Source organism: Haemophilus sp. CCUG 66565 (genome assembly GCF_001679495.1).
In the GTDB taxonomy this organism is placed as follows: Bacteria; Pseudomonadota; Gammaproteobacteria; order Enterobacterales; family Pasteurellaceae; genus Haemophilus; species Haemophilus haemolyticus_K.
On sequence record NZ_LZOX01000013.1, the window covers coordinates 123716 to 150526 of the forward strand.

General features: G+C 39.3%; 9 protein-coding genes and 1 pseudogene. 1 reads left to right on the forward strand and 9 read right to left on the reverse strand.

The genetic code is table 11. The features are described from left to right. Positions 1-17 precede the first annotated feature (17 nt). The 3 genes from A9501_RS04205 to sstT form a co-directional block, all read right to left on the reverse strand. Positions 18-602, reverse strand: a complete 585-nt coding sequence (locus tag A9501_RS04205; protein WP_065265009.1) for a TorD/DmsD family molecular chaperone — start codon at positions 600-602, stop codon at positions 18-20. Continuing rightward, positions 602-1210, reverse strand: a complete 609-nt coding sequence (locus A9501_RS04210) for an NAD(P)H-dependent oxidoreductase (RefSeq protein ID WP_065265010.1) — start codon at positions 1208-1210, stop codon at positions 602-604. The genes A9501_RS04205 and A9501_RS04210 overlap by 1 nt, the downstream gene beginning before the upstream one ends. Before the next feature lie 125 nt (positions 1211-1335). Then, positions 1336-2580 (reverse strand): serine/threonine transporter SstT, encoded by a 1245-nt coding sequence (gene sstT / locus A9501_RS04215; RefSeq protein ID WP_048953555.1) that lies wholly within the window; start codon positions 2578-2580, stop codon positions 1336-1338. A 287-nt stretch (positions 2581-2867) separates the two neighbouring features. Here sstT and A9501_RS04220 point away from each other — a divergent pair, with 287 nt between their 5' ends. Further along, the gene (locus A9501_RS04220; RefSeq protein WP_065265011.1) at positions 2868-3308 is read left to right on the forward strand and encodes a LexA family protein; all 441 of its coding nucleotides are present in this window, start codon (positions 2868-2870) and stop codon (positions 3306-3308) included. A 69-nt stretch (positions 3309-3377) separates the two neighbouring features. Here A9501_RS04220 and aroG read toward each other — a convergent pair whose 3' ends face one another. The 6 genes and pseudogenes from aroG to A9501_RS04245 all read right to left on the reverse strand — a co-directional run bounded on the left by aroG (position 3378) and on the right by A9501_RS04245 (position 26810). Then, positions 3378-4466, reverse strand: a complete 1089-nt coding sequence (gene aroG / locus A9501_RS04225) for a 3-deoxy-7-phosphoheptulonate synthase AroG (protein ID WP_065265012.1) — start codon at positions 4464-4466, stop codon at positions 3378-3380. A gap of 277 nt (positions 4467-4743) precedes the next feature. After that, positions 4744-13959: a YadA-like family protein gene (locus tag A9501_RS04230; protein ID WP_065265013.1), complete on the reverse strand. Its 9216-nt coding sequence runs from the start codon at positions 13957-13959 to the stop codon at positions 4744-4746. Between the two features lie 294 nt (positions 13960-14253). Next, positions 14254-14361, reverse strand: a pseudogene (locus tag A9501_RS09520) (acylneuraminate cytidylyltransferase); the annotation flags it as partial. A gap of 49 nt (positions 14362-14410) precedes the next feature. Beyond that, positions 14411-18589, reverse strand: a complete 4179-nt coding sequence (locus A9501_RS04235) for a YadA-like family protein (RefSeq protein ID WP_065265014.1) — start codon at positions 18587-18589, stop codon at positions 14411-14413. A gap of 432 nt (positions 18590-19021) precedes the next feature. Then, positions 19022-25594 carry an ESPR-type extended signal peptide-containing protein gene (locus A9501_RS04240; RefSeq protein WP_065265015.1) on the reverse strand — a complete coding sequence of 2191 codons (6573 nt, stop codon included), beginning with the start codon at positions 25592-25594 and terminating at the stop codon, positions 19022-19024. A 553-nt stretch (positions 25595-26147) separates the two neighbouring features. Further along, positions 26148-26810 (reverse strand): hypothetical protein, encoded by a 663-nt coding sequence (locus A9501_RS04245; protein WP_065265016.1) that lies wholly within the window; start codon positions 26808-26810, stop codon positions 26148-26150. Position 26811 lies beyond the last annotated feature (1 nt).

Genomic DNA, 26811 nt, shown 5'->3' on the forward strand with positions numbered 1-26811 from the left:
AATATTCCTTGCTTTCCTCAAGACTTAGAGGAAAGCAAGATATTGCCCAACTCTTCTTCCAATTCATCCGCCATCGCCGCCAATATTTCTCGAGTAAGAAGGGCCAATGCACGATAAAAAGGCAAAGTTGCTTGAGTTTCTACTTGAGTTAAAAACTTCGCTGCACAAGGCAATAAAAAGGTTTCAAACAATTCTTGTTGAGCCACTAAAGAATCTGAATTATCTTCAAGCCAAGAGGCTGTGAGCAATAATAAAGCAAAATGATCCGCACTTTCCACTTCTGGCATATTGCGTACAAGGCGAAAATTCATAAATTCTTCAACATCAATTCCATAAGCTGAAATAGAGGTGATGACTTTACCATTGGTACCAAATAATTTTTGATACTCTTGATTCAATAAATCGAGCTCAATTTTAGCTTGTAGGCTATTCAGCGCTAATTCACTTTCTTTATCAGTATCTAACGCCCAAACTTGACTTAAACCTTTTTGTTGTAACCAAGCAAACGCGCCTACAAGTACTTCATCGGTAGGAGAACGATAAAAAAGATTACCGAATAATCGACTAATTAATGAAAAATTATTAATTTGTTTTTCAGACATTACGCTTTTTCCTTTAAAAGTGCGGTCAATTTTTCTTTTGTTTTTTGAGCGACAAGTTCAATCATTGCTTTACGCGCCTCATCATCAATTAAATGAATATCACCGAATAATTCAAACTCGACATTTTCAATGCCACAGTAATTAAATAATCCATTAATTAAACAATGATTAAGCGATTTATCCACACAAAATTCTTTATATTTATCAACATTACTGCCAATCGTAATAAATTGCTGCATTTGCTTATTTTTGAGCAATCCAACCGATTCGCCGTTTTCCGTTTTATAGGCAAAGCCGTGACTTAATACACGATCTAAATAGCCTTTCAAAATTGATGGAAATCCCATCCACCAAAGGGGATAAACCAACGTAATTAAATCCGCTTGAAGAATAAAATCATGCTCTTGCTGAATATCTTCTGGAATAATACCTTTGTTAGCATTCTGCAATTCTTCATGAGATAAAATTGGATTGAAATTCATTTCATAAAGATCACGAAAAAATACATTTACACCCTTCTCTTGACTAATTTGCTCAATACGATTGGCAATCGCTCGTCCAAAACTACGCTCTGAATTAGGATGAGCAAAAATAATTAAGTGGTTCATTTTTCTTATCTATTTGTAGGGAAATAAAACTTGGCAGAAGTCTATCAAAATAGACCGCACTTTGCATATAAAATCACATAAAAAAAGCGGGCATAGCCCGCTCTCCTCTCTTATTTGCATCATCATTATGCTGCGTTTTTACGTTCTTCTTCCATACATACTGCCGCAGTAAATAATACGTCAGTTGATGAGTTTAATGCGGTTTCAGTTGAGTCTTGTAAAATACCGATAATGAAACCAACACCGATCATTTGTGCTGCTACATCATCAGAAATACCAAATAAGCTACATGCTAATGGGATTAATAATAATGAACCACCCGCCACGCCAGATGCACCGCAAGCACAAAGAGAAGCGACGATACTTAATAAAATCGCACTAACAAAAGATACTTCAACACCTAATGTGTGTACTGCAGCTAACGTTAAAATTGTGATCGTGATTGCAGCACCCGCCATATTGATGTTCGCACCCAATGGAATAGAAACAGAATAAGTTTCTTCATCAAGGTTTAAACGTTTTGCTAATTCAATATTCACTGGGATATTTGCCGCAGAACTACGTGTGAAGAACGCTGTTACACCACTTTCGCGTACACAAGTCCATACTAATGGGTACGGATTACGACGAATTTTCCAATAAACTAATGCTGGGTTAATAACAAAAGCAGTAAATAACATTGTACCGATTAATACTGCAAGTAACTGCGCATAACCGCCTAATGCGACTAAACCTTTATCAGATAAGGTTTCAGCCACTAAACCGAATACACCAAATGGTGCAAAAGAAATAATGACATGAACAATTTTTGATACGCCTTCTGCAAAATCAGATAATACGTTCTTAGTTGCATCAGATGCATGACGTAACGCTAAACCTAAACCGATAGACCATGCTAATACACCAATAAAGTTTGCTTTGAAAATCGCATTTAATGGATTGTCTACCACATTTAAAATAAGGGTAAATAAAACTTGACCAACAGCTTGCGGAGCTGAGCTGGCATCTTCTTTGGTTGCAAGAACCACTTCCGTTGGGAATACGAAACCCGCAATAACTGCAACAATCGCTGCTAAGAATGTACCGAGAAGGTAAAGCACAATGATTTCTTTCATATTGCTTTTCGTACCAATCTTACGGTTTGCAAGCGCAGCCATAACAAGGAAGAAAATCAAAATTGGCGCAACAGCACGCAATGCTTTAACAAAGATGGTACCTAAAACGCCTACTTTTTCAGCAATATTAAAACCTAAAGCACCTTCAAGTGCCGGTCCAACAAGCGCAATAATGATCCCTAGAACTAAACCAGTTGCAATTCTTTTTACTAAATTGCCCTGGAATAACAGACGAAATAAACGAGATGTGTTCATACTTTTATCTTTCTTTTTAATAAATTTAACTTCAGATTGTCGCCAATCCACCTATGAGGAGATTAAAGATAGCGTAAATTCTTATCGAAAGAAAATATTTTTTGTTATTTGTCATCCAATAAATGAACTTTTTTCTAAATTTGTTAGATATTTTCTAAAAACATACTGATAAAAAAATTTTTTATTTAAGCTATTGACACCCTGTATGAAACACCAGTAAAATTTAACTGTACAAAAAAACAAGGTAAAAGGTTATTTATCCATATTATTTAACAGGAGATAAGAGAATGAACAACCAAACTTTGACTGCGCAATATGAAATGGATTTTTCTTATAATCCACTCCCTTTTTTCAGTGATATGGATGACAGCCTTAAATTCAATAAAAAACTAGACTTGAATCTTTATTGCATTAAGCGTCCAAAGCAAACCTGTTTTATTCATGTCACCAATCCAAACATGTTAGCTTGGGGGATTGAAAGTGGAGATATGCTAGTCGTTGAAAAAAATGACAATCTTTATACAGGTGATCTTGTTGTGCTAGAAGAAAATAACGAATTTCATGTCTATGAATTTATGGCGCATAACGGCAATTACCTTTTCATGGCATTGGATTCCACCACACCAAATATAAATACAAAAGATTGGTCGAATTTACCTATTGTCGGCACCGTAACCAATACAATTCATCAAATGAAACGTCGCGATAAAATGAAATGGGCTGCATAGTTAAAGGCGAATAAAAAAGTGCGGTGAAAATCAACCGCACTTCTATCTAGTATCTAGATTATATTTCAATTAATTACTCGTCACTTTACGTCTAGCAATCACCGCATCAGAAAGCTGTTTAAGAAGAATTTCAGAATCTTCCCATCCAATGCAAGCATCCGTAATACTTTGTCCGTAAGTTTGCGCTTTACCATCAACTAAATCTTGACGGCCTTCCACTAAATGACTTTCCACCATTACGCCAAAGATTTGTTTAGAACCAGATGCAATCTGATTGCATACATCCTGGCAAACGTCCATTTGTTTTTTAAATTGTTTACAGCTATTTGCATGGCTGAAATCAACCATAACATGTGGAATACGACCAGATTTCTCAATATCCGCACAAACTTTTGCTACATCTTCAGCGTTATAGTTTGGTCCTTTATCACCGCCACGTAAAATAATATGGCAATCTTCATTCCCTTTTGTAGAAACAATCGCAGAATGACCAAATTTGGTTACAGATAAGAAATAATGAGGGGCTTCTGCTGCACCAATTGCATCTAAAGCAACTTTCACACCACCATTAGTTGCATTTTTAAAACCAACCGCACAAGATAAACCAGAGGCTAACTCACGGTGAACTTGTGATTCAGTCGTGCGCGCCCCAATTGCGCCCCAGCTCATAAAATCTGCCACATATTGTGGCGTAATCATATCTAAAAATTCACCTGCAGATGGCACACCTAAATCATTAATATCAGAAAGTAATTTTCTTGCAATGCGTAAACCATCATTTAAACGATAAGTATCATTTAAATACGGATCGTTAATTAAACCTTTCCAGCCCACCGTTGTACGTGGTTTTTCAAAATACACACGCATAATAATTTCAAGGCTATCTTTATATTTTTCACGTAATGGTTTTAAACGGTTTGCATACTCAATTGCCGCTTTAGGATCATGAATAGAACAAGGACCAATAATCACTAATAAACGATCATCTTTACCATGAATAATATTATGTGCTTCATGACGCGTTTGTTTTACTAATTTAGCCGCATATTCACTAGCTGGGTATTTTTCTAATAAGGCAATGGGCGGTAAAACCTGATCGACTTTCTCAATACGCGTATCATCGTTTGCCACGACAATTTCAATTTTTTCTTTAGCCATACATCACTCTCTTGCTTTCAAATGCTGTGTTTAATTATGTTGTTACTCTACACTTATTTTTTGTACTAGTAAACTAGTTCATTGTGTTTTTTTAAGCTTATTATGAGAACAATCTTATTAAACAATCTTTAATAAAGCATTGCAAGTGAAATGGTATGACATAATAACGGGCATATTTTCCCCTCTTTTAATGTTAATTAAAGCATATTTTTAAAGCCGATATAAAAAAACACCGCACTTTGCGGTGTTTTTTCATTATGTTTTTGCTATCAGATAATTACCATTGATAACCTACGCCAGCTGCAACGCCAGTTTTACCTTGGCTATTTGCCGTACCAGATAAACGGATGATGATCTTACCATTATCAGAAATACGAGACATACCTACTGCAAGACCATTTTGACCTTGGTAGCTACCCGCTGCAATACCAACTAAGCTCTTACCTGGTGTATAAGCCTGCGGAATATTCGCCGCTGCCAATGCACTCGCAGTGCCTGCATCACCACGTTTTCCAACTTTGTTGATCTTGTTATCCAAGTCACCAAGTTTATGCCCAATACCTGCAGCTACAGCATGTAACTGGCTACCATTTATAGCATCTTTAGAAGTTGCTGAAATTTGACCAGGTGCAACATCAGTAATTTTCGCACCATTCACACTTAGTTCAGCTGGCTGAGCTGGTGTAGCTGGGCTAGTCGCTGTTGCTGGTTTTGCAGGTTGTGCAGCTTTACCTGTAATCTTAGGTCCTTCTTTACCAAATTGGACACTATTAAATTGAGGAGTCATTGAAGTTGCGATCGCAATATCACGACCATTACGTGTAATCTCGATATTGTTACCTGCATCAACATTAACAGTCTCATCCATTTTAACTTTAGTTGGAGAAGTATTGCCTGAAATGACTTTACCTGTTGAACCTTCTACCGTTCTAGAATGAACATTGATGCCACTATTTTGTAATTGATCAACATTCACCGCATCACTTGGTTTCGTACCCCATGCAACATTAGAGATGACTGTACCGCCAGTACCTTTATCTAAGCCATTATCTTTTAGATATTGTACTTTAGCTTCTTCTTTTGCCGCATCCACTGCAGCTTTAGAAGCGGCCTCAACAACATCCTTAGATTGACCTTTCAATAAATCCTTAATCTTCTCTTCTGCGGCTTTTGCGGCAGCTTCTTGTTTACCCGTCAATTCACCAAGCTGAGTTGGAGTTAAACCTTCTTCACGACTTGTTGTTGAGGTATATTTATCTCCTAAGCCATCAGGATCCATTGAAGCTGATGTACGAACGTTACTTGGTTCTAAGGCTTCTTTGGTTGTATCAGGTTTACCCTCTTTAACTGGGTACCATTTACCATCAGCAGCTTTAGCAACCTTATTACCATCCTTATCTTCAGAGGTAATTTGACTAATTGGTAAATCAACATTAAATCTCACATAGGTATTGGTGATTTTTTTACCATCTTTATTTACCTCATCCACAGTTGCAGCTTGAACTTTGGTATTTTTACCATCGGCAAAACGAACATTGTCATCTGGATTTACTTTCTCAAGTTTATCTGCTGATAACGCTTTACTACTATCATCAAATGCTTTATTAGCTTTAGATGAATCAGCCAAACCAATATTCCAACCAGACTCTTGGATTGCTGTTGCCACGGTATTACCTGTTACAAAACCAGAACCATTGTTCTTAATCTCTGCATCAGCTACATCAAGCGGTCGATTATTAGCAGTTGGTTTACCATTTGTATCTACCTCGTAGCCAACTGGTTTACCATCTTTATCTACTGAATAGTAGTTATCACCAATCTTAATCGCTGGGATTTCTTTACCGTCTTTAGTAATTGTCACTTTATCCGTCACACTACCTTCTGCAATCGCCACCGTAATTTCACGAGTTACCGTGCCATCTTTTTGCGTTACATCTTTACCAGTTACAGAAATACCGTTTTTACCTTTGAATTCCACTTTGTTCGCGTTTTTCACAGTATTGGTGTAGTTGTTATCTTTTGCAGATACCACCCAACCCATATTCGCTAAATCACGAACAGTTGCTGCAGAATTTAATGTTTCTTCGCTTAAAGGTTTATCACCTTCTTTCGGGTTAGTGCCTAAGTTAACTAGTTTGTCTTTCGCTTCTTTAGCCGGTGTTGTTACATTGCCATTAGCATCAGGTTGATCACCTGTTGAAGTCTTAACATCTGCAGTATTCAACACAGAACCCACACCTTTTAATTGTGTCGGTTTGCCGTCTGAAGAAGATACATTCAACGCACTTGATGGTTTATTGGCATTATCATTATTTTTTGCCTCTTTCGCAGCTTCACGTTTCAAGGTAACTTGCGGATTTTCCACCGTTACTTTGTCTCGTTCTAAACCTGTTGACCCTTCATTTGGTTTACCGTCAGCGTTAAGTTCGTTTGGTTTATAGAATTTACCATCGTTACCTTTCACAACAGTCTCGCCTGCTGCATTTTTGTATGTTTCAGGCTCACCAACATTCACTGTATTGAATGACACATCGTCTTTCGTTGCATAGGTTATCGAACCATCTTTCTCATGTTTCACAGACATATTTTTGCCTGCTTTCATAGTAATGGTATCGCCTGGGTTGATCATCTCACCGTTTGATAAATCAGCTGCGGTTAAATTGTCTCCCTCAGTTTTATCTGCTTTCAGCGTAAAGCCTGATTTGTTAATCATATCCGCAACATTTTCGGCAGTTGCAATCAAACTAGGTGCATTATTTACCGCACTTTGAGCTTTATTTACTGCATCTTGAGCAGCTTTTTTCTCCTCATCTGTTGCTGTTGGTTTATTATTTAACTCCTCTAATTTAGCTTGAGCCGCTTTTAATGCATCTTCAGCTGCTTTCTTCGGCCCTGTTACCGCACCCGTTGCTGTACCTGCTTCATTCTTCGCAACATCCACTAAGCCATTTGATACGTTTACAGTAATCGTACGAACACCATTCGCATCAGTTTCACCTGTAACAGTTGCAATTCCTTTTCCAACAAAGTTCACTTTGTTAGTGTTGCGCACTTGGTCTGTATAGCCATTCGCTGGAGCACCTACAATCCAACCCATATTTTGCAAGTCACCTACTGTCGCGGCATTGTTCGGGTTAGAGTTTGCAAAGTCTACTAAGCCTGCTGCTGGATCCATCTTAGCTGGTGGTGTTACTGCTTTTGCTGTATCCGTAGGAACACCTTTCGTACTAATTTGATCCGCTGGATACCATTTACCATCGTTCGCCAATTTAAGCGGTTGTTTTACATCCGCATCTGTTGTGCCATCTTCTAATGAACCATCAGCTTTTACTTTACCTTCCGGGTAATACTTACCGTCATTTGCTTTAACGAGTTTATTACCATCAGCATCTACTGGCGCGATAGTTTCTGCACCTTGCGCTACGTTACCCAATTGCATTGGCGCATTCGCAGATTTGTCATCACCATTGTTCATTGAAGCAATCACATCTGTTGGTTTTTTACCATTCTGCAATGCCGTTGCTGGCGTCGCTGTACCTGCTTTCACATCATCTGCTGTTGTTCCTGCTGGGTAAACATTACCATCAATCACAACTGAACCTGCAGGATAAGCCTTATCACCAAACACCACTGCATCTGCTGGGTAGAAGTTATCTCCTGCTTTCACCAGTTTATTACCTTCTTTATCGGTATAAACTACTGGCGATTGAGCCGTTTCAACAGTAATAGTACGAATACCACCTTTGGTTTCGCCGGTTACGGTAATGCCATTTTTACCCACGAAGTCCACTTGGTTCGCATTTTTCACCACATCTTTATAGCCGTTGCCATCTTTTGTTGATACTACCCAGCCCATATTCGCAATATCACGAACGGTTGCTGCTGAGTTCAAAATCTCAGGTGCAAGGTCGGATTTACCCGTAATTGGATTGTTACCAAGGTTCACTAAGTTTTGGTTGCCTGCTGTTGCCGGAGTATCTCCTTGTTTACCTGTTGATGTCGGCTGTTCTTTTGTATTTAACACAGAACCCACACCTTTCAACTGCGTTGGTTTATCGCCTGCCGCAATATTCAACGCCGTTGTCGGATGGTTACCCTCTGCGTTGTTATTCGCCGGGCTTGCCTTCTCAGTTTTTAATGTTACTGGTGCTACTGGACTTACTTTATCTTTAGCAACTTTGTTACCTTTAGCATCTTCGAAAGAACCATCTTCTTTCTTAGTCACTGGGTTACCTTTGTCATCTACATAAGTATTCGCATCACCACCCACTTTCACTGTGTTGAACTCAACTTCGTCTTTGGTTGCATAGGTAATCGAACCATCTTTCTCATGTTTCACAGACATATTTTTGCCTGCTTTCATAGTAATGGTATCACCTGGGTTGATCGTCTCACCTTTTGCCAAATCAGCCGCAGTTAAGTTGTCTCCCTCAGTTTTATCCGCTTTCAGCGTAAAGCCGGATGCGTTAATCATATCCGCAACGTTTTGGGCAGTCGCCACTTTGTTCAATGGAGCTGCCGCAGCTTGGGCATCTTTCAATGCTTTTTGTGCTGCTGCTTTCTTATCTTCAGTCGCATTCTCAGGCAAATCTTTCACTGCCTGTTCGGCTTTCTTCAGATCTTCTGCCAGTTTCTTCGCTTCATCCGCAGTAACAGGACCTTTTACCGCACCTGATTTGTTTGTGTCCGCAGTAATTTCACCCGCATCCACATCAAACTTAACGGTGCTGCTGGTCGCATCATTTGCAGTTTCCACTACAGCAACGGTACCTTTGCCGTTGATAAAGTTCACGGTATCGTACGGTTTCACAAAGTCACGAGCGTCGCCGTTGTTTTGCAGGTTCCAACCTGCATTTAATACGTCACCCACAGTAGCCGCATTGTTAGGATTTACATAATTAGGAGCTGCTGCGTCTGTTGTATTAACAGGAGTATGTTCCGTAGTTGGCGCTTTTGTATCTTTTTTAGCACCATCCAAGTTACCTGCTACATTGGATAATGTAGTTGGTGCCTTAGTACCTTCTGGACCATTGATAGATGCAATCACATTCTCTTTAGGAATTTCAGTGCCTGTACCATCTGGATTTGGATAGTATTTAGTTTCCTTAGTTCCATCTGGTTTTTTTACCGTCTTAGGATATACTTTTATACCATCTGCAGTTGTATAACTTACAGGTTGCTCAGGCATTTCTTGAGCCTCTGCTTTCACAGTGATAGTACGAACACCATTCTCTGTTTTACCAGATACAGTAACGCCACCTTCTCCTACGAATTTTACTTCGTCAGCATTTTTTACTTGGTCTGTGTACGCTTTTGTTAATTCACCTGTTGTTTTGTCAGAAGATACAACCCAACCCATATTACGTAAATCGCCTACAGTAGCTGCTGTAGTATCAGGAACAGTTGGATTTCCTGTAGCTGGTTTACTTAAATCTACAAGGCCTTCTTTTGGTGTTCCAGGACCATAATTTGTCAAACCGGATGTAACATTTTTAATTGTTTTGCCACCATTATCTAAGCCATCTTTTGTTAAAGATACAGGGTTTGCCGGCGCATCTTTTGGAGTGATTTTCATGCCATCACTGTTGATTACAGTTGTATCACCAGCTTGGTTTTTAAATTCAGCGCTTGTTAGACCAGTTAATTCTTTTTGTAAAGAATAGATAAAGTTTTTACCATCTTGTTTAACGGCTAAATTATCACCAGCTTTGAAAGTTACTGTATTACCTGCTTTGATCAACTCTGTAGCAGCACCAGACACAGTACCAGAGCCATCTTTACCTGCTGTCGCTTTCCAACCCATTTCTGTTAAGGTATTCACCAATTGATCAGCAGTAACCAATTTGCCATTTGTCGTATCCGCTGTTGGCACGCCATCAGCTCCTGTTGTAAGCGTCGCTGTTTTCGGTGTCAAAGTGATCGTATCATTTGCTGCAGTCACTTCTAACAAAGTACCATCGCTAGATTTAACAGTGAAAGCGATACCATTTTCTTTATTTAACGCTTGTTTATTAGTTTCTGTAACAGCATTATCACCTGTTTGGCCTTTTAATTGGATAGTATTATTCGCTAGTTTATGGAATTGACTACCGTTAATAGCATCTTTGGAATCTGCAGAAATATCTCCATCTTTTACATTCGTAACTTTCACTGGATCTGTATCATTAGGACCAGATACTTTTAGATCTCCCGCATCAGATTTACTCAATTTAGGGCCTTGATCTCCACCTACTTGTACAGTATTGAACGTCACATTTTCTTTCGTAGCAAACGTGAATTTACCCGCCTCTTGGGTAATCTTGATATTTTTATCAGCTTCGAATGTAACTTTGTCGCCTGCTTTTACAAGTTGGTTAGTTGCTTCTTTACCTAATTCACCAGCCCCTGTTTTAGCAGATGTAGCTGTCCATGCTGCATTGTTGATGGCGTTAACAACATTACCCACAGTAGCAACTTTATTTTCATCACCATTCTTGGCTTCCACAGTACCTGCTTTATCGCCTGTTGTAACATTATTGATTGCACCAGTGTTAACTTTTACACCATGTCCATCAACTACTAAAGAAGTATCTGCTGGTTTTACAGAAATTGTATTACCTACGTCATCTTTTTGTAAGCCATTGCCAAGGTTTACGCTGTATTTTACAGTAGATGTTTTACCATCTGCACTTTCCACAGTAGCGATTGTACCGTCACCATTGATGAAGTTCACTGTATCATAGGCTTTCACAAAATCTACAGGCGTACCATTTCCTTGCACGTTCCAGCCAGCATTCAATACATCAGATACAGTCGCTGCATTCGTCGGATTTACTTGATTTGCAGCATTTCCTAAAGTTGGGGCTGCTTGAGATGTAGTAGCATTACTTGGGCCTGTTGCAGCATCATTATTTTTAGTTTCTGGTAAATTACCTGCCACATTAGAAATCGCATTACCACCATTGTTTAAGCCGTTCTGACCCAATGAGACTGTATTCGCATCAGTCGCACCTGGCTTTTTAACGGTAACTCCTGTTGGGGTGATGCTCGTCACGTTATTGTTAGCATCTTTAAACTCTGCGCTGGTCAGGTTGGTCAATACAGGGTTCAGGCTGTAGGCAAAATCGGCTTTTCTGATTTTCTTTTTAACTATTTTGGTTTTATCAAAATCATCCGGAACTTCAACTTCAGATTCGGTTTCATTACGGTCTAATTTCAAGTTGTTGCCGACTTGGAATTGGACTTTGTCTTCCGAGCGGATTGCGGTTTCATAATCTTTTTTCGCAGGATCTGTATTTGCTTTTTTAGATGTGAATTCACCTGAAGATCCCGTTACCACATTACCGCTTGTGTTAAAACCTGCTGCAATTTTTTTGGTGATAGAGTTCAACTGGGAGCCGTTGATTGCATCAGTAGAGTCTTCCGCCACGCGACCGGCTGCTACGTTTTTCAATTGGCGTTCTGCGCCGGAGCTACCGAAGGACACCACATCCCCTTCAGAAGTATTGGTACCGCCAGCCCATTTAAATGTGTAGGCTATATTTTTTGAATCATCGGAAACAATATTACCGTCGCTGTCGTAGTTCACGCTTAATTGGCGTGTACCCACCAAATCGGTTGTAGAGCCTGTACCGATCGCCACCGCATTTTGTTTAGTTGCATGAGCCCCGGTACCTAATGCCACTGAACCAATCGCATCAGAACGAGAGCCAGCACCAATAGCCGTACCTAAATCACCTTTCGATAAAGCATGTACCCCTAAGGATGTGGATGCATGACCATTTTTGTTTTTAACAAAGTCAAGTGCAGCAGTATCCATAGTAAGACCAGTTAACTCTTTATAGGCATCAGCTACTGTTCCTGTAGTTGGAGTTGTACCAGCAAAACTATATTCCCGTCTTACATCTTTACCATTGATTTTTTCAGTTACGGTTTTTTTCACAACCTGTTTACTATCTTTCTCGAAAGATGTATTTTGAGCAGCTGCAGAGGCAATATTCGCCCCACCAATCATAATAGATGAGTCGCCTTGAGCATTGGTTGCACGACCCATCGCAATAGCGCCGTCTTTACCAGTAGCTTTTGCTTGATAACCTAAAGCAATATCACCATAATCTGCCCAAGATGCTGTACCACCCGCTAAGGCATAACTACCATTCGCTACGGAACCCATACCGATGGCTACCGCAGCTTCTGCATTTGGCTGTACAGTAGAACCCGCACCGATAGCTGTAGCACCGAAAGCCCCCATACGAACTACAGAGTTAGTACCGATAGCTGTACCCAACGCTGTCGTAGAATGGGCTTCCATACCGATAACTACGGAACCAGATTGACCATATGTAGATCGATATCCCGTTGGCATTGTACGACCTACTAGTTTGTTATACTGGTCTGCTACTGTTCTTGTACTTTCAGTATAGGCTAAATTATAGTCATCAATGGCATTTACATTCGTTCTGTTCACCGCATCGTCTGTTACCACTTGGTATTTATTACCACGTAATTGATCTGTATCATTACCACCTAAGGCAACAACACCATCGCCGGCGACTACTTGTCCACCGATAGCAATGGATTGGTCACCGATAGCACGAGCCTCTGCACCTATGGCAGTTGCTTCATTGATATGTTTTTGACGATAAAAATTTAAAGTTTTCGCTATATCAGAACTTACTCCATTACTTTTAGGATCAAGGGCATTAAATTCGAATCCAGCCTGTAGAAAATTTTTTACTTTTTCCATTTCAGCTGCTTTAGTTGCATCTTCAATCTTCTGAAGTCCATAGCCTGCTTTTACCAATACATTTTCATTACTATCGGCATTGGTTTCATTATTAACTAATTTATTACCATTGTTAGGATCTGTACGAAGACCCGCACCCGCTTGGAAACCAAGAGCCGTGGCCGCATTTAAACGATATGTCCCTTTTTCACCAAATGCCGTGTATGCGCCACGACCAAGCACAGTGTTAGGACGACCCGGATTACCAGATCCTTCGCTGAATGCATCACGGCCGATAACCACGGTACCTTCCGCATCATTTGTGGTTTTAGCATTTTTACCGATTACAATACTATTGTGACCTTGTGCCTTAGTATCAGTACCAATCGCAATTGTATCTTGACCACTACTAATTGTTGCCCCTTTACCTATAGCGATAGCACGTGCCTGATTTGCATTTGCCGCTTCACCAAGGGCTACAGCACTGGCCGCTGTCGCTTTGGATTGCTTACCAAGTGCAACAGCATTATCTCCTGAAGCATTTGACGATGTCCCCCAAGCGACACTGGTATTGCCACCTGTGCCTGGTTCATTGACGATAGCATAAGCCGAATGGCCACTTAACAGCGCCAATGCGATGGCTGAATATTTAATAAATCTTCCTGAAAATTTGACCGCACTTCTTTGTGCATTTGATGAACTTTGTTTTTTATGTGCTTTGGTTAATTCTGAAACGACCACCCAAGATTGCGTTGCTTGGCTCCAAACGATACGGAAGATTTTATTCATAAATGTCTCTCTAACAATGTAAAAAAATACCCTTAATCTCTTATTCAATTAATAAAAGAACTTGGGCGTAAATAAAGCAGAAAAATTATACAGATTTAGTCATGGAATTCAATTTAAAAATACAATCTTTACGATAATTTACATTTATCAAGTGTAATAAAAAACAATAGCAAACGTTTGCTTTTTTTGCGCAAGAAGTAAGCCAAAAGTGCGGTGAGTTTTAGGTGAGTTTTTATTGGGAAAAAGCCAATATGTTTATCAAAAAACAAAGGCCGCGAAGTGTGGCCAATTTTTTTAGAATTCTTTTGAAATTAAACTTTCTGCTAATTGCAAATCAAGTGTGGAATCAATATCAATGGAACGATAAGTTGGCATTAAATAAAAACGCATTGGCGCAATAAACAAAAAACCGCCCCAAAGGAGCGGTTTTATTTATAAGAGTGCGGTGAAATTACCAGAAGTATCCGACTGCTGCACCACCTGTCACTTCACCTTGAGTGTTAGCCCCCATTGAGAAGCGAACACCGTATTTGCCGTTATCAGAAATACGAGAGTAACCCACTGCTACAGCAGATTGGTTTTTGTGTTGACCAATACCCGCAGTTGCCACAGATTGACCCGGTTTATGCGGTTGTAACAAGTTTGCCATCGCAGCAGAAGTCGCCATGCCCGCATTCATACGGTTGCCTAATTTATTAATTTGGCCTTGTAAGTTATTAATACGATTACCTACACCTTTTGCCACACTATATAACTGGCTACCATTTACTGCATCTTTTGAAGTTGCTGAAATTTCACCTGGTGCTACGCCTGTAATCTTAGTTGGTGCGCCTGTCGCTGTACCAACATTGATATTTTCACCATTGTTAGTAATCTTAGGACCATTATCACCAAACTGAACGCTGTTAAAGGTTACATTAGAAGCTGTTGCATAGGTAATATTGCCGTTTGTATCATGCTTAACAGCCATATTTTTACCAGCTTTCATCGTTACTGTTGAACCCGGTTTGATTAACTCACCCTTTTCAGTCAATTTATCTCCATTAGCGTTATTACCATCAGTAGTATTTTCACCACCGTCAACTTTATCCGCTTTTAATGTAAAGCCTGAATTGTTAATCATATTAGCAACGTTTTGTGCCGTTGCAATTTTGTTTCCACCTGCTTTATTTACAGCATCTTCTGCATCTTTAAGTTTTGCTCTTGCTTCTTCATCATCAGGATTGTCTGCAACTGCTTTTTTAGCAGCGGCTAAATCGTCTAATAACTTTTTAGCATTATTACCCATCGGGTTCTCAACTGTACCATTTTGGGTTGAAGTCATGTCAACAGTATCAACATTAAACGTTACGTTACTGGTTTTATGATCTGATTCAACAACTGCCTTAGTACCCTTTCCATCTACAAAGTTAACAGTGTCATAAGGTTTTACAAAATCACGTGCCTCACCATTATTTTGTAAATTCCAGCCTGTGTTCAACACATCTGATACCGTTGCTGCATTGTTACCTGCAAATTTAGGATTAGCTTTTCCATCTGCTGTTTTAGGATTCAACAAGTCAGCTGCTTCAGTTGCCGTAATCGGCGCAGACTTGTTGTCTTTACCTGCAATCGGATTGCCCGCAACATCTTTGGCATTCTTATCTGCATCATTTACAGATGGAAGATTAGATTTCACATTACCCTCAGCAACAGAGATTGTGATTTCACGAACGCCCTTATCATTAGTTTTACCCGTTACAGAAATTCCAGCCCCAGCCTTGAAATCTACTTTATTAGCATTCTTCACTGTATCTACATAACCATTTTCAGGCGCACCAACAATCCAGCCCATATTCGCTAAATCACGAACAGTTGCAGCAGAGTTTAATACATTCTGATCTAATGGCTTTACTTCTCCTTTATCATTTGGTTTAGTTCCTAAATTTACTAAATTAGGTTGGTTATTTGGAGTTCCATTAGTATTAGTAGGAACACTTTCATTACTCAATACAGAACCAACACCAGTAATTTGTGTAGGTTTACCATCTGTAGACGTAACATTTAACGCAGTTGTTGGCGCTTTACCATTCTGATTATTATCAGCTCGTGTCGCTTTTTCAGCTTTCATTGCAACTGGAGCAAATGGTTTTACTTTATCTGCAGGAACTTCTTTACCACCTTTATCTAGGTATTTATCACCCACTTTCGTAACTAGGTTACCTTGCTCATCAACAAATTTAGGTCCAACAGTTACAGTATTAAACTCAACATCGTCTTTTGTTGCGAATGTAAATTTACCCTTATCTTGAGTAATCTTGATATTTTTATCTGCTTCAAATGTAACGGTATTGCCAGCTTTAACTGGTTGTACTTCAGTGCCCGATACTACCCCATCTGTTGTTGCAGCTGAAGTAGCTTTCCAATACATGCTGTTTAATGTATCCGCTAAGTCTGTAGCGGTTACTAACCCATTCTTAGTTGGAGTAGTAGCCTTACCAGAGTCGTCTTTTGTCGTGTCGTTATTGACTTCCACTTTGGTTGTTTTTGGCGTGATAGTAATGGTGTTATTCGTCGCATCTGTTGTTAATAAATTAGTATTGCTACTTACCACGTTTAATGTTTGGCTATCAAGCAATACATCAGCTTTTGAAGTCGCTGTATTACGCATATCACCTGATTTTGCAGATTCTGTTTCGCCATTAGTATTACCTGCAATTTTTAAGTTTACAGAACGAAGTTGCGCCACATTTACCGCATCATCATCTGCAGTACCAGCTGCCACATGATTAATTTGGCGAGTATTCGTTGCACTACCAACGGAAACCCCAGCTAAAGTGGAGGTCAACGCATTACCATTTAATGGTGCATAGGCGTTAGCACGAATATCTGAAGTACCTTGAGCAGTTGGATTAAATCCAGTCACACCTTTTGCCACTGTTGTTTCAGAACTTGAACCTAATGCCACACCGTGCTCAATATTCGCTTTCGCTTGGTTACCTAATGCCATAGCGTATTGAGCACTTGCATTTGCGGAATTACCTTGAGCAATTGTAAAGTTTGCAGTTGCCTCTGCTTTACGGCCTTGCGCAATAGCATATGCACCTGTAGCTTTTGCACTATTACCTTGTGCCACAGCACTATCAGCTGCTGCGTTAGCATTATTACCTTGTGCCACTGCGCTATCAGCTGTTGCCTTAGCTTGGTTACCAGATGCGATTGCAGATACTGCACTCGCTACAGCACTATTACCTTGTGCAATTGTAAAATTCGCTGTTGCATTCGCTTTACGACCTTGTGCAATAGCATATATCCCCGAGGACAATGCATTATCACCCTGTGCTACAGCACTTTCAGCTGTTGCCTTAGCTTGGTTACCAGATGCGATAGCAGAAACTGCACTTGCTACCGCCGTGTTACCTTGTGCAATTGTAAAATTCGCTGTTGCATTCGCTTTACGGCCTTGCGCAACAGCATATATGCCTGAAGCGGTAGAACTGTCCCCTTGAGCCATCGCACTTTCAGCTGTTGCATTAGCTCTATTGCCTTGAGCAAGTGAATTCTTTCCACTAGCCTGAGCGTTATCACCCATAGCTAGAGCACTTTGATGAGTTGCTTTAGATTGGTGTCCAATCGCAATGGCATTCGTAGTAATACTATCATCAGTTGATAAGCGTTTCATATCGGCATTAATACGCTCAATAGCCAATTGAATACGCTCTAATGCAGCCTTAGCACTTGCAACTTGATATTTATTTTCAGCTGTAGGATTCTTATCCATATCTGTGGTTTTTTGTTTAAAACGCTTTTGCTGAGATGCTTCTAATTTTTCAAGGTCTTCTTTTTGCTTAGTCAACTTAGCGATATCATCTTTATTACTATAACCACCAGCAATAGCTTCATGACCAATTGCAATAGAACCAGATTTAATTGCAGCACTTGCTGTACCCATCGCAATCGCATTTGCTCCGAGTGAAGAAGTTGTAGCATTCTCACCAATTGCTACACCACCGCTTGAACGAGCTCCAGCTTTATAACCAATCGAAGTTAAATTTTTACTATTAGCTACTCCAGTTTCATTTACAGGTACTAAAATTCCATCAGCGGTAACTTCTCTATCATACATCAAAGTTGCAGCGCCAGATAATTGACCAACTGCAACAGAACCGCCTAACCCTTGATCAGCAAATGCTACGGCACCAATTGCCACGCCGCCATTAGTTGTTGTTGTTTGACCACTTACTCTTGAAAATGCACCAATTGCAACACCACTATTTTGAACGGCATTCCAACCAGATGCATCCCCGATGTCAGAGCTACTACCGACACCAATTGAAACAGAAGGACCAGCTACTTGTGTACCATAACCAACAGCGGTAGACAAAGAATCCTTTTCGCCACCACCAGTTTTAACATAGTTACCAATTATAGTATCTCCAGCATTACCGGTTGAAGAATCTCTAATATCGAAACCAATTTTTATAGAACCATCTCGCACAAGCGGGCCATTACTGATAAGAATGGTACCATTTGAACTAGTTGCAGGCCGAGAAGATCCCTGCAAAATTGCAATTTGTTTAGTTGAATCCGCAATTTTATCGCTAACTTCAGTTTGATTAATAAAAGTACGAGCCATCACATGTTCAGCCATAAGAGGAGAGCAAGTGACTAACGAAAGTGCGGCTAATTTTGAAATTGTTTTTGATTTAGTTTTGCCTTTTGCTGAAGCAAGCTCAGAAACAGCGACCCAAGATTGCGTTGCGTGATTCTAGATCACACGGAAAATTTTGTTCATAGATGTCTTCCCTATAAAGATTCAAAGGTTATAAAAAATTAAGAGCGACTTATTTATCATAAACCGCTCTATACATGAAAAATACGCGCGCATAGTAACAGCGAAAAAATATAAGTCAAGCAATTTAGATCCAATTCACATACATTTACATTTGTAAATATTTGCTTTCAATAAACTAGCTATTGCAATTAAACTGCCTGTCTCATACACCTATTATAATGCCAAATCAATAAAAAATAAGCCTCCGTATATGCGGAGGCTTTAAATCAAACATAGAGTAAAATCGAATTACCAGAAATAAGATACTCCGGCACCTGTGCTTACTTGGCCCTGTGTATCTGCACCCATAGATAATTTTATACCATATTTACCATTATCAGAAATACGGGAATAACCTACTGCTAATGCCGCCTCTCCACGGTGCTGCCCCACTGCCGCCATCGCAGCTGATTGTCCTGGTTTATGAGGTTGCATTAAGTTAGCTGCAGCCATCGCACCCGCTACACCTGCATTCATACGTTTGCCTAATTTATTAACTTGGCCTTGTAAGTTATTAATACGATTACCTACACCTTTTGCCACACTATATAACTGGCTACCGTTGATTGCATCAGTAGAAGTTGATGAAATCTCACCCGCTGCTACGTTTTGGATACGACGTTCATCTCCTGATGCACCAACTGAAACAACACCATTTGCTTTTGCACCTTGGAAACCACCATAAGTCATATTACCTACCGTTGCGGTGGTTACCGTACCTACAGAACCTGCAGTAGTACTTGTGCCTTTAGTGCCATCTTGTTTAATGTTATATAAACTTGCTGTACGGCTTCCATCTCCAGCTGTTGCTGTTGATTTATTACCTAAATATACAGAGTTTTCAACGGTGCCTTCTCTCGAAGTGGAGTTGCCTGCATTATTAACATCATTACCTAATACAAATGTATTTTTTGTCGTAATCACGTTATTGTTACCAAATGCATAGCTTCCCGTTGCATCAGCTTTAATTACGTTAGGGTCACCAAAGGCACCTGAGTTATTAGCCTCAACAATATTACCTGTACCGATTGCAATAGAGTCATTACCCAATGCTTTAGAGCTATTCCCCATTGCAACAGCGTTATCACCATGGGCAACAGCGCTTTTACCAATTGCTGTCGCGAATTTACCACTTGCGCTTGAGTCAAAGCTATTTGCAGTTTCCACTTTAGGACGATTTACACCATCATTAGAGTGGAAGAACTTGATACCTTGTTCATTCATATTATGAACAGCCTCAACGACTGAGTTAGTAATAATTTCTTTCTGACCTTGTACATTATAGGTTTTTAAGATTGGCGTACCATTCTCATCAACAACAATATCTTTATAAGTTGTTTTTGAACCATCAGGGTTTGTCACTGTAATGTTTTCCACATTCGGTACATTACCACGACTTAATGCATAAATTTGAGCACCATTTACCGCATCTGTACTTGTTGGAGAAATATCACCTGCTTTAACCCCAGTAATTTTTGTTGGCTTGCCGTCTTTATCACCAATATTGATATTGTCACCTGCAGCATTAATCTTCGGACCATTATCACCAAATTGAACGCTACTAAAGTTTACTTCATCCGCTGTTGCATAAGTGACTTTACCTTCAGGGTCTTGTTTCACAGTCATATTTTTGCCTGCTGCAAGATCAACTTTCTTACCTGGATTGATAATTTCATCATCACCAGAAAGTTTCTTACCACCATTTTCTGAAGTTGTTAAAGTAAAGCCTGACTTATTGATTGCATCCGCAATATTTTGAACCGTGGCAATTGGGTTGCCAACATTATCAATATTAGCCTGTGCAACATCAACCTTATCTTGAGCAGCCTTCTTCGCTTCAGGCGTGGTTGCATCTGCTAATGCTTTTTTAGCATCATCTAAGGCTTTCTGCATTTCAAGCGTCACTGGACCTGAAACAGAACCGTCTTTATTACTTGTAACAGTGCCTGTATCAACATCAAACTTCACGTTACTTATTGTGCCGTTTGGCATGGTTTCAACGACAGCTTTAGTACCTTTACCATCTACAAAGTTTACGGTGTCATAAGGTTTTACAAAATCCTTCGCCCCACCATTATTTTGTAAATTCCAACCTGCATTCAATACATCTGATACCGTTGCTGCATTATTACCTGCATTGTTTACAATATCTGCTGCATCATCTGCCGTCATTGGTGCTGATTTATTATCTTTACCTGCAATAGGATTACCAGCAACATCTTTAGCGTTCTTATCTGCATCATTGACAGATGGAAGATTAGATTTCACATTACCCAATGTCGTTGGTGTACCACTTTCATTCGGTTTTGCTGCAGGATTAACGATCTTAGTAGTTAAGTCCTTAGGATCTACTTTCGTTGCTGTTGGATTACCATCCTTATCAACCGTAAAGTATTCGTCACCGACTTTAGTCACTGGCGTGCCACTCTTATCGGTATATTGAACTGGCAAGCCTGTAACATCCACTTTTACTGTTGTCGTTGTTACTTTGGTTCCGTCCTTATCAACAGATTCTTTAGTCGCCAATTTCACTTTTGTGTTATTACCGTCTGCAAAACGAACTTGATCATCTGGATTAACTTTTTCATCTTCATTTTTGAAGTCTGCAGCAGATAATTTTTCTGCTTGCTTACCAACAACAAAACCAGATTTTTGAATAGCTGTTGCTACTTTATTGCCTGTTACATAGCCTGTACCAGCATTAGCAGGATCGTCATTTGGTTTAACTACTTCACCCTCTTTAACTGCGATAGTGATTTCACGAATATCGCCTGTAGTTTTACCTGTTACAGAAATTCCAGCCCCAGCTTTGAAATCTACTTTGTTAGCATTTTTCACAGTATCAACATATTTGTTTTCTGGTGTGCCAACAACCCAGCCCATGTTACGCAGATCACCTACTGTAGCAGCTGTATTATTAGATACATTTGGAGTATCTAAATTAACCAAATCTTTAGCATCTGGCTTCGCATCTCCATATTTTTGCAAACCGGAGGTAACATTCGTAATATTAGCAGGTTCGTTATTATCACCTTTACCTAATTTTAAGCCATCTGCTGTTGGCGCTAAGTTAACTTTATTTCCAGCGCCATCATTTAAATCAAGAGTTTTAAACTCTGGGTTATCTACTGTTTTGAAAGTAAATTTATTTGGCGTGCTGTGATCAATTTCAATGTTTTTACCAGCATCAAACGTAACTTTACCGCTAGGTTTGATGTTATCGTCTTGACCGATTACTTTGCCATCTTTTTCCGCAGATGCTGTCCAGTAAGAGTTATTAATAGCATCTGCTACATTACCTGCAGTGGCTACTTTATCTTTATCTGCATCTGCTACTTTTGGCGCACCATTTTCATTAGTAATATTACCTGCATCTATAGCGATATTACCTTGTTCATCTTTTTTAAGACCTGTACCAAGTTTTACATCGAATTTCACAGTGGATACTTTATTATCTGTAGTAGTTACTACCGCTGTCGTACCTTCACCATCGATAAAGTTTACAGTGTCATATGGTTTTACAAGATCTTTTGCTGTGCCATTGTTTTGTAAGTTCCAACCTGCATTTAATACATCCCCTACAGTAGCTGCATTATTTGTAATGTTTGGCAAATCTGCTGCAGACGGACCTTCAGAAGCTGTAGTTGGTGCATTTGTATCTTTTTTAGCACCTGGCAAGTTGCCCGCTACATTAGTAATGTTTTGACCACCGTTATTTAAACCGTCTTTTGTCAAAGATACATCGTTAGGTTTCTTACCATCTTTCTCTGGTTGTGAAATAGTGATCCCATTCGGAGTAATATTCGTGGTATTGCCAGCATCATCTTTTACTTCAACATCACTCAAGCCTTTTAACGACTTCGCTAATTTAACCGTTAAAGTATCGGTTTTATCCCCAATCACACCAATGTTGTTATCGGATAATTTAGATTCATCCTTTTCACCGCCAACAACTTTAACCTCAGTACCCAAAGTGCGGTCAAATTTTCCAGCTTCTTTATTATCACCAGAAAATGACAATGGTTTCGCCGCCACTTCTTGTACTGCTGTATCTAATTGTGATTTATTCACCGCATCTGTACTATCTGTCCCTGGGGCAATATTGGTGATTTTTTTACCACCCAAATCTACACCCTCAGGCTTAAAGGTCATTGTAGTTCCATTACCACCAATGCTCGTGATGTTACTTAACACAGGATTTAAAGAATAAGTAAAATCCTTACCAACTTGTTTTAACTTGATGTTTTCGCCTGCTTTAAATGTGACTTTATCGCCAGCTTTAACTTTTTCTTCTGTCTTATTACCCTCTAATACTCCACCATCATTCTCAGAAGTTGCAGTCCAGAATGCACTATTAATAGCTGTCGCCACATCATTTGCTGTCGCAAAACTATCCCCTGCATTACCGGCTGATACCGTACCTTTATCAGCATCTGCAGTAAGGGTTGTCTTTTTCACATCAAATTTAACCGCACTTACTGCACCATTTTCAGTGACTGTTACATTCGCAGTGGTACCGGTACCATCAACAAATTTCACTGTGTCATAAGCTTTAACAAAATCTTTGTTTGTATCATTTTCTTTTAAATTCCAACCGGCATTTAAAATATCATTTACAGACGCAGCTTTAGTTCCATCTACTTTGGTTGGTACTGCTTGATTGGTTGTTGGTGCAGCTGCATCATTTTTCGTTACTGGCAAGGTGTTAGCTAAACCTGTAATGCTGTTAATGCCTGTTAAATTAGACTCTAATCCATAAGTGAATACTTTACCTTTACGTTGTAAACGTAGGTTCTTACCTGCATCTAACGTTAACACGCCGTCTGCACCAATAGTTGTAGCGGTCTTATCGTCATCAACCGTATCTTCAGTCAAGGTGATTCCAGAATTATTAGCCTTCGCTTGCCAAGTTACCTGATCTTTGATTTGTTTTTTACCAGCATCGGTAATATTGCTTAAATTCTTATCCGCTGCATTATCAATTTTATCTTTAGTGGCATTATCCAATTTAACGGTTACATCTTTACCACTCGCGGTTGTCGTTAAGCCGTTTTCACCTTTGATATTAAACTTCATCCCTCCTGCATTGGTTAATGCCTGGGTATCTGTACTTCCTGAATCACTTCCTAAAGAGATGTTATTGTCGCCGATTTTACTATCAACTGAATCTACTTTAGCTTTTGTTGCATCATCCAATTTTAATGTAACAGTATCACCTGACGCAGATGCTGTTAATCCGTTGTCACCTTTGACCTTAAACTCAATGCCTCCCGATTTATTTAAATCTTGTTCAGAGGTTGAAGTTGAATCATTTGTCGCGGATAGTTTGATTTTGTTATTTTCAATTTTATTCGCAATTGAATCTACAGCTGCTTTCGTGGCATCATCTAATTTAACTGTTACATCCGTACCGCTGGCTGTTGTAGTCAAGCCATTTGTACCTTTCACATTAAACTGTAAACCACCAGTTTTATCTAACTGCTGAGCATCAGTGTTCCCGGAATCACCACCGAGTTTAATATTATTATTTGCGACTTTATCTAACTGTGATTTATTAACCGCATCAGTTGAATTTGTTCCCGCTGCTAAATTTGTGATTGGTTTATTGCTCATATCAATGCCGTCTGCATTGGTTACAATACCGCCAACATTAGTGCTATTTAAACCCTTTAAATCTTTAGCTAATTTAACCCACAATTTGCCATTTTCATTGTTCACACCAATATTCTTTTCGGTTAAAGCATCTTTATCTGCACCACCACGAATATCTAAACGATTGTTAGCTATGCTTTGTTTGATGACCTTAGTATCATCCACATTTGGTTGGACTGCATTATCACCCGCATAATTTAAGAACGCGCCCGTCGTTAAATTACTCAAAACACCATAAAGTTGTGAACCATTAATTGCATCAGTAGATACATTGCTCACCTCACCTGCCGCAACGTTTTTTATTTGACGCTCAAAGCCAGCAGAACCTACAGATACAACATCCCCGATAGAAGTCTTATCGCCACCAGCCCAATTATAAGTTATCCCTTGAACTGTTGTTTGAGTTTGCTTAGTACCTTGTTTATCTGTTTTAGAGCCCGCACCTAAAGCAATAGCATTATCAAGTGTAGCAAGAGCCCCGGAACCTAAAGCCACAGAATTCACTTTCTGAGCTCGGGCTAACGTACCCATACTTACAGCAAGCTCTTTTGCTTCTGCTTTCATACCAATTGCTGTTGCAGCATTATAGGCTTTAGTCGGAGTCCATCTTGGATTCAAAATATCTACACCAGTTAAATCCTGAAATGCCTGCTTAATTGTATCGGTCTTAGAAGCTCCATTCTGAGGATTAGTATATGTAACAGTAGCTTTAACTGCATCATCAACATCATCACCACCAATTGCAATCGAAGAATCACCTTCAGCTATCGTATTACCACCAATTGCAATAGATTGGCTTCCTTTAGCCACAGCTCCCTCTCCTGAATTATTTCCCCCACCAATTGCAATACTTTGGCCACCTTTTTCAGCCCTTGCATTTTTCCCAATAGCGACACCAAAGCCTGAACCAGAAACGGTTGAAACACCTATCGCAATAGCAGTATTTCCACTAGCAGTTGCCCCATTAGAAACAACCTTCCCATCAGAGGTAACATCACTTATAGCAAGCGCAGCCTCAGCCCCATTAAGGCTTAATAAAAGTGCAGTTCCCCCCAAGAGAGTCTTAATAGTATTACTTGAACTTGCTTTCTTATGTGCTTTAGTTAATTCAGAAACAGCAATCCAAGATTGTGTTGCGCGATTCCAGATTACACGGAAAATTTGATTCATGAATATCTTTCCTATTAAATATTAAAAAATTAAGTTAAAAGGTTATAAAAATTAAGAGCGACTTATTTATCATAAACCGCCCTATTACCTGAAAAATACGCCGCGCATGGTAACAGCGAAAAAATATAAGTCAAGCAATTCAGCCCCCAATTTACATATATTTACATTCATTTACATATGTAAACGTTTGCATGCTATATCCTAATATATTGTGAAAAATAGTTATTTATAAAAACAAAAAAGCTCGTCAAATTTGACGAGCTTTTTTTAACTTACGTAAAACCGTATTAATACAAATTACGCGCGTTTGAAGTCAATATGAACCAATTTCAAAACACCAAAATTTTATAAATAAAATCATACTATTAAAAATCTATAACGCCTGTAATTTCCGAAACTATACACATTTTTCCGAAATTAAAAAAGTTACAGGGCTATAATAATGCTATTTTTAAATTAAAATTTGAGAAACAAAACGCCCTTTAAACTATCATTAAAGGGCGTTTAAATTAGATATAAGAAACAGCGGAATTACCCGCCGTTTGTCTTAAACTCAATCAATCCACTTATCATTCGTAACCCATATAATTGCAGGTGTCCGTAAATTACTTGCACCTATATCTGGGATAGCGTCATTTCCTCGTATTTTAGGGTTTTCGTGAAATGGCGTAATTCTCATAAAATTACTATCTTTTTGACCGCCAATATACAAGTTTGCTACAGCTCGCCCTGTATCGTCATCATAAAATGAATAACTAAGAGAAGATACAGCTCGAAATCCAACAGGAATATAACCTTGTCCTACAATATCAATACGCCCTACTTGTCGTGGGATATAACCTTTTTCTTTTTTGCCTAAATAACCAAATAGCCCCCACGTTAAACCGCCCATAAAACAGAACACAATATTATTTACTCGTTGCAATTTAATATGCGCACCTGCTTTTAAATTTTGAGTTTTTAGAGCGATTAAGCCTGTGTCTCCTACTGTAACAACCCATTTATCATCACGTTTTTGCCATTGCCAAGCACCAACGCCTGCACCGTCTATACTATCATAAACAGATCCGTTAGGTTCAGTGCCTTTGATTTTGCCATTAGTTGTATCGGGTTTATCGGGGCGACCCACCCCGACTATTGTCGTACTCAACAGGCGTATATCTTCCCCAATAGCTTTTATCGTTTCAACAAGATTTCCGCTAATGTTATCTGCCATA

What these genes read in the sequence shown, in the direction of transcription:
- A9501_RS04205 (WP_065265009.1), bottom strand. Translation starts at nt 602, where the DNA reads ATGTCTGAAAAACAAATTAATAATTTTTCATTAATTAGTCGATTATTC.
- A9501_RS04210 (WP_065265010.1), bottom strand. Translation starts at nt 1,210, where the DNA reads ATGAACCACTTAATTATTTTTGCTCATCCTAATTCAGAGCGTAGTTTT.
- sstT (WP_048953555.1), bottom strand. Translation starts at nt 2,580, where the DNA reads ATGAACACATCTCGTTTATTTCGTCTGTTATTCCAGGGCAATTTAGTA.
- A9501_RS04220 (WP_065265011.1), top strand. Translation starts at nt 2,868, where the DNA reads ATGAACAACCAAACTTTGACTGCGCAATATGAAATGGATTTTTCTTAT.
- aroG (WP_065265012.1), bottom strand. Translation starts at nt 4,466, where the DNA reads ATGGCTAAAGAAAAAATTGAAATTGTCGTGGCAAACGATGATACGCGT.
- A9501_RS04230 (WP_065265013.1), bottom strand. Translation starts at nt 13,959, where the DNA reads ATGAATAAAATCTTCCGTATCGTTTGGAGCCAAGCAACGCAATCTTGG.
- A9501_RS04235 (WP_065265014.1), bottom strand. Translation starts at nt 18,589, where the DNA reads ATGGCTGAACATGTGATGGCTCGTACTTTTATTAATCAAACTGAAGTT.
- A9501_RS04240 (WP_065265015.1), bottom strand. Translation starts at nt 25,594, where the DNA reads ATGAATCAAATTTTCCGTGTAATCTGGAATCGCGCAACACAATCTTGG.
- A9501_RS04245 (WP_065265016.1), bottom strand. Translation starts at nt 26,810, where the DNA reads ATGGCAGATAACATTAGCGGAAATCTTGTTGAAACGATAAAAGCTATT.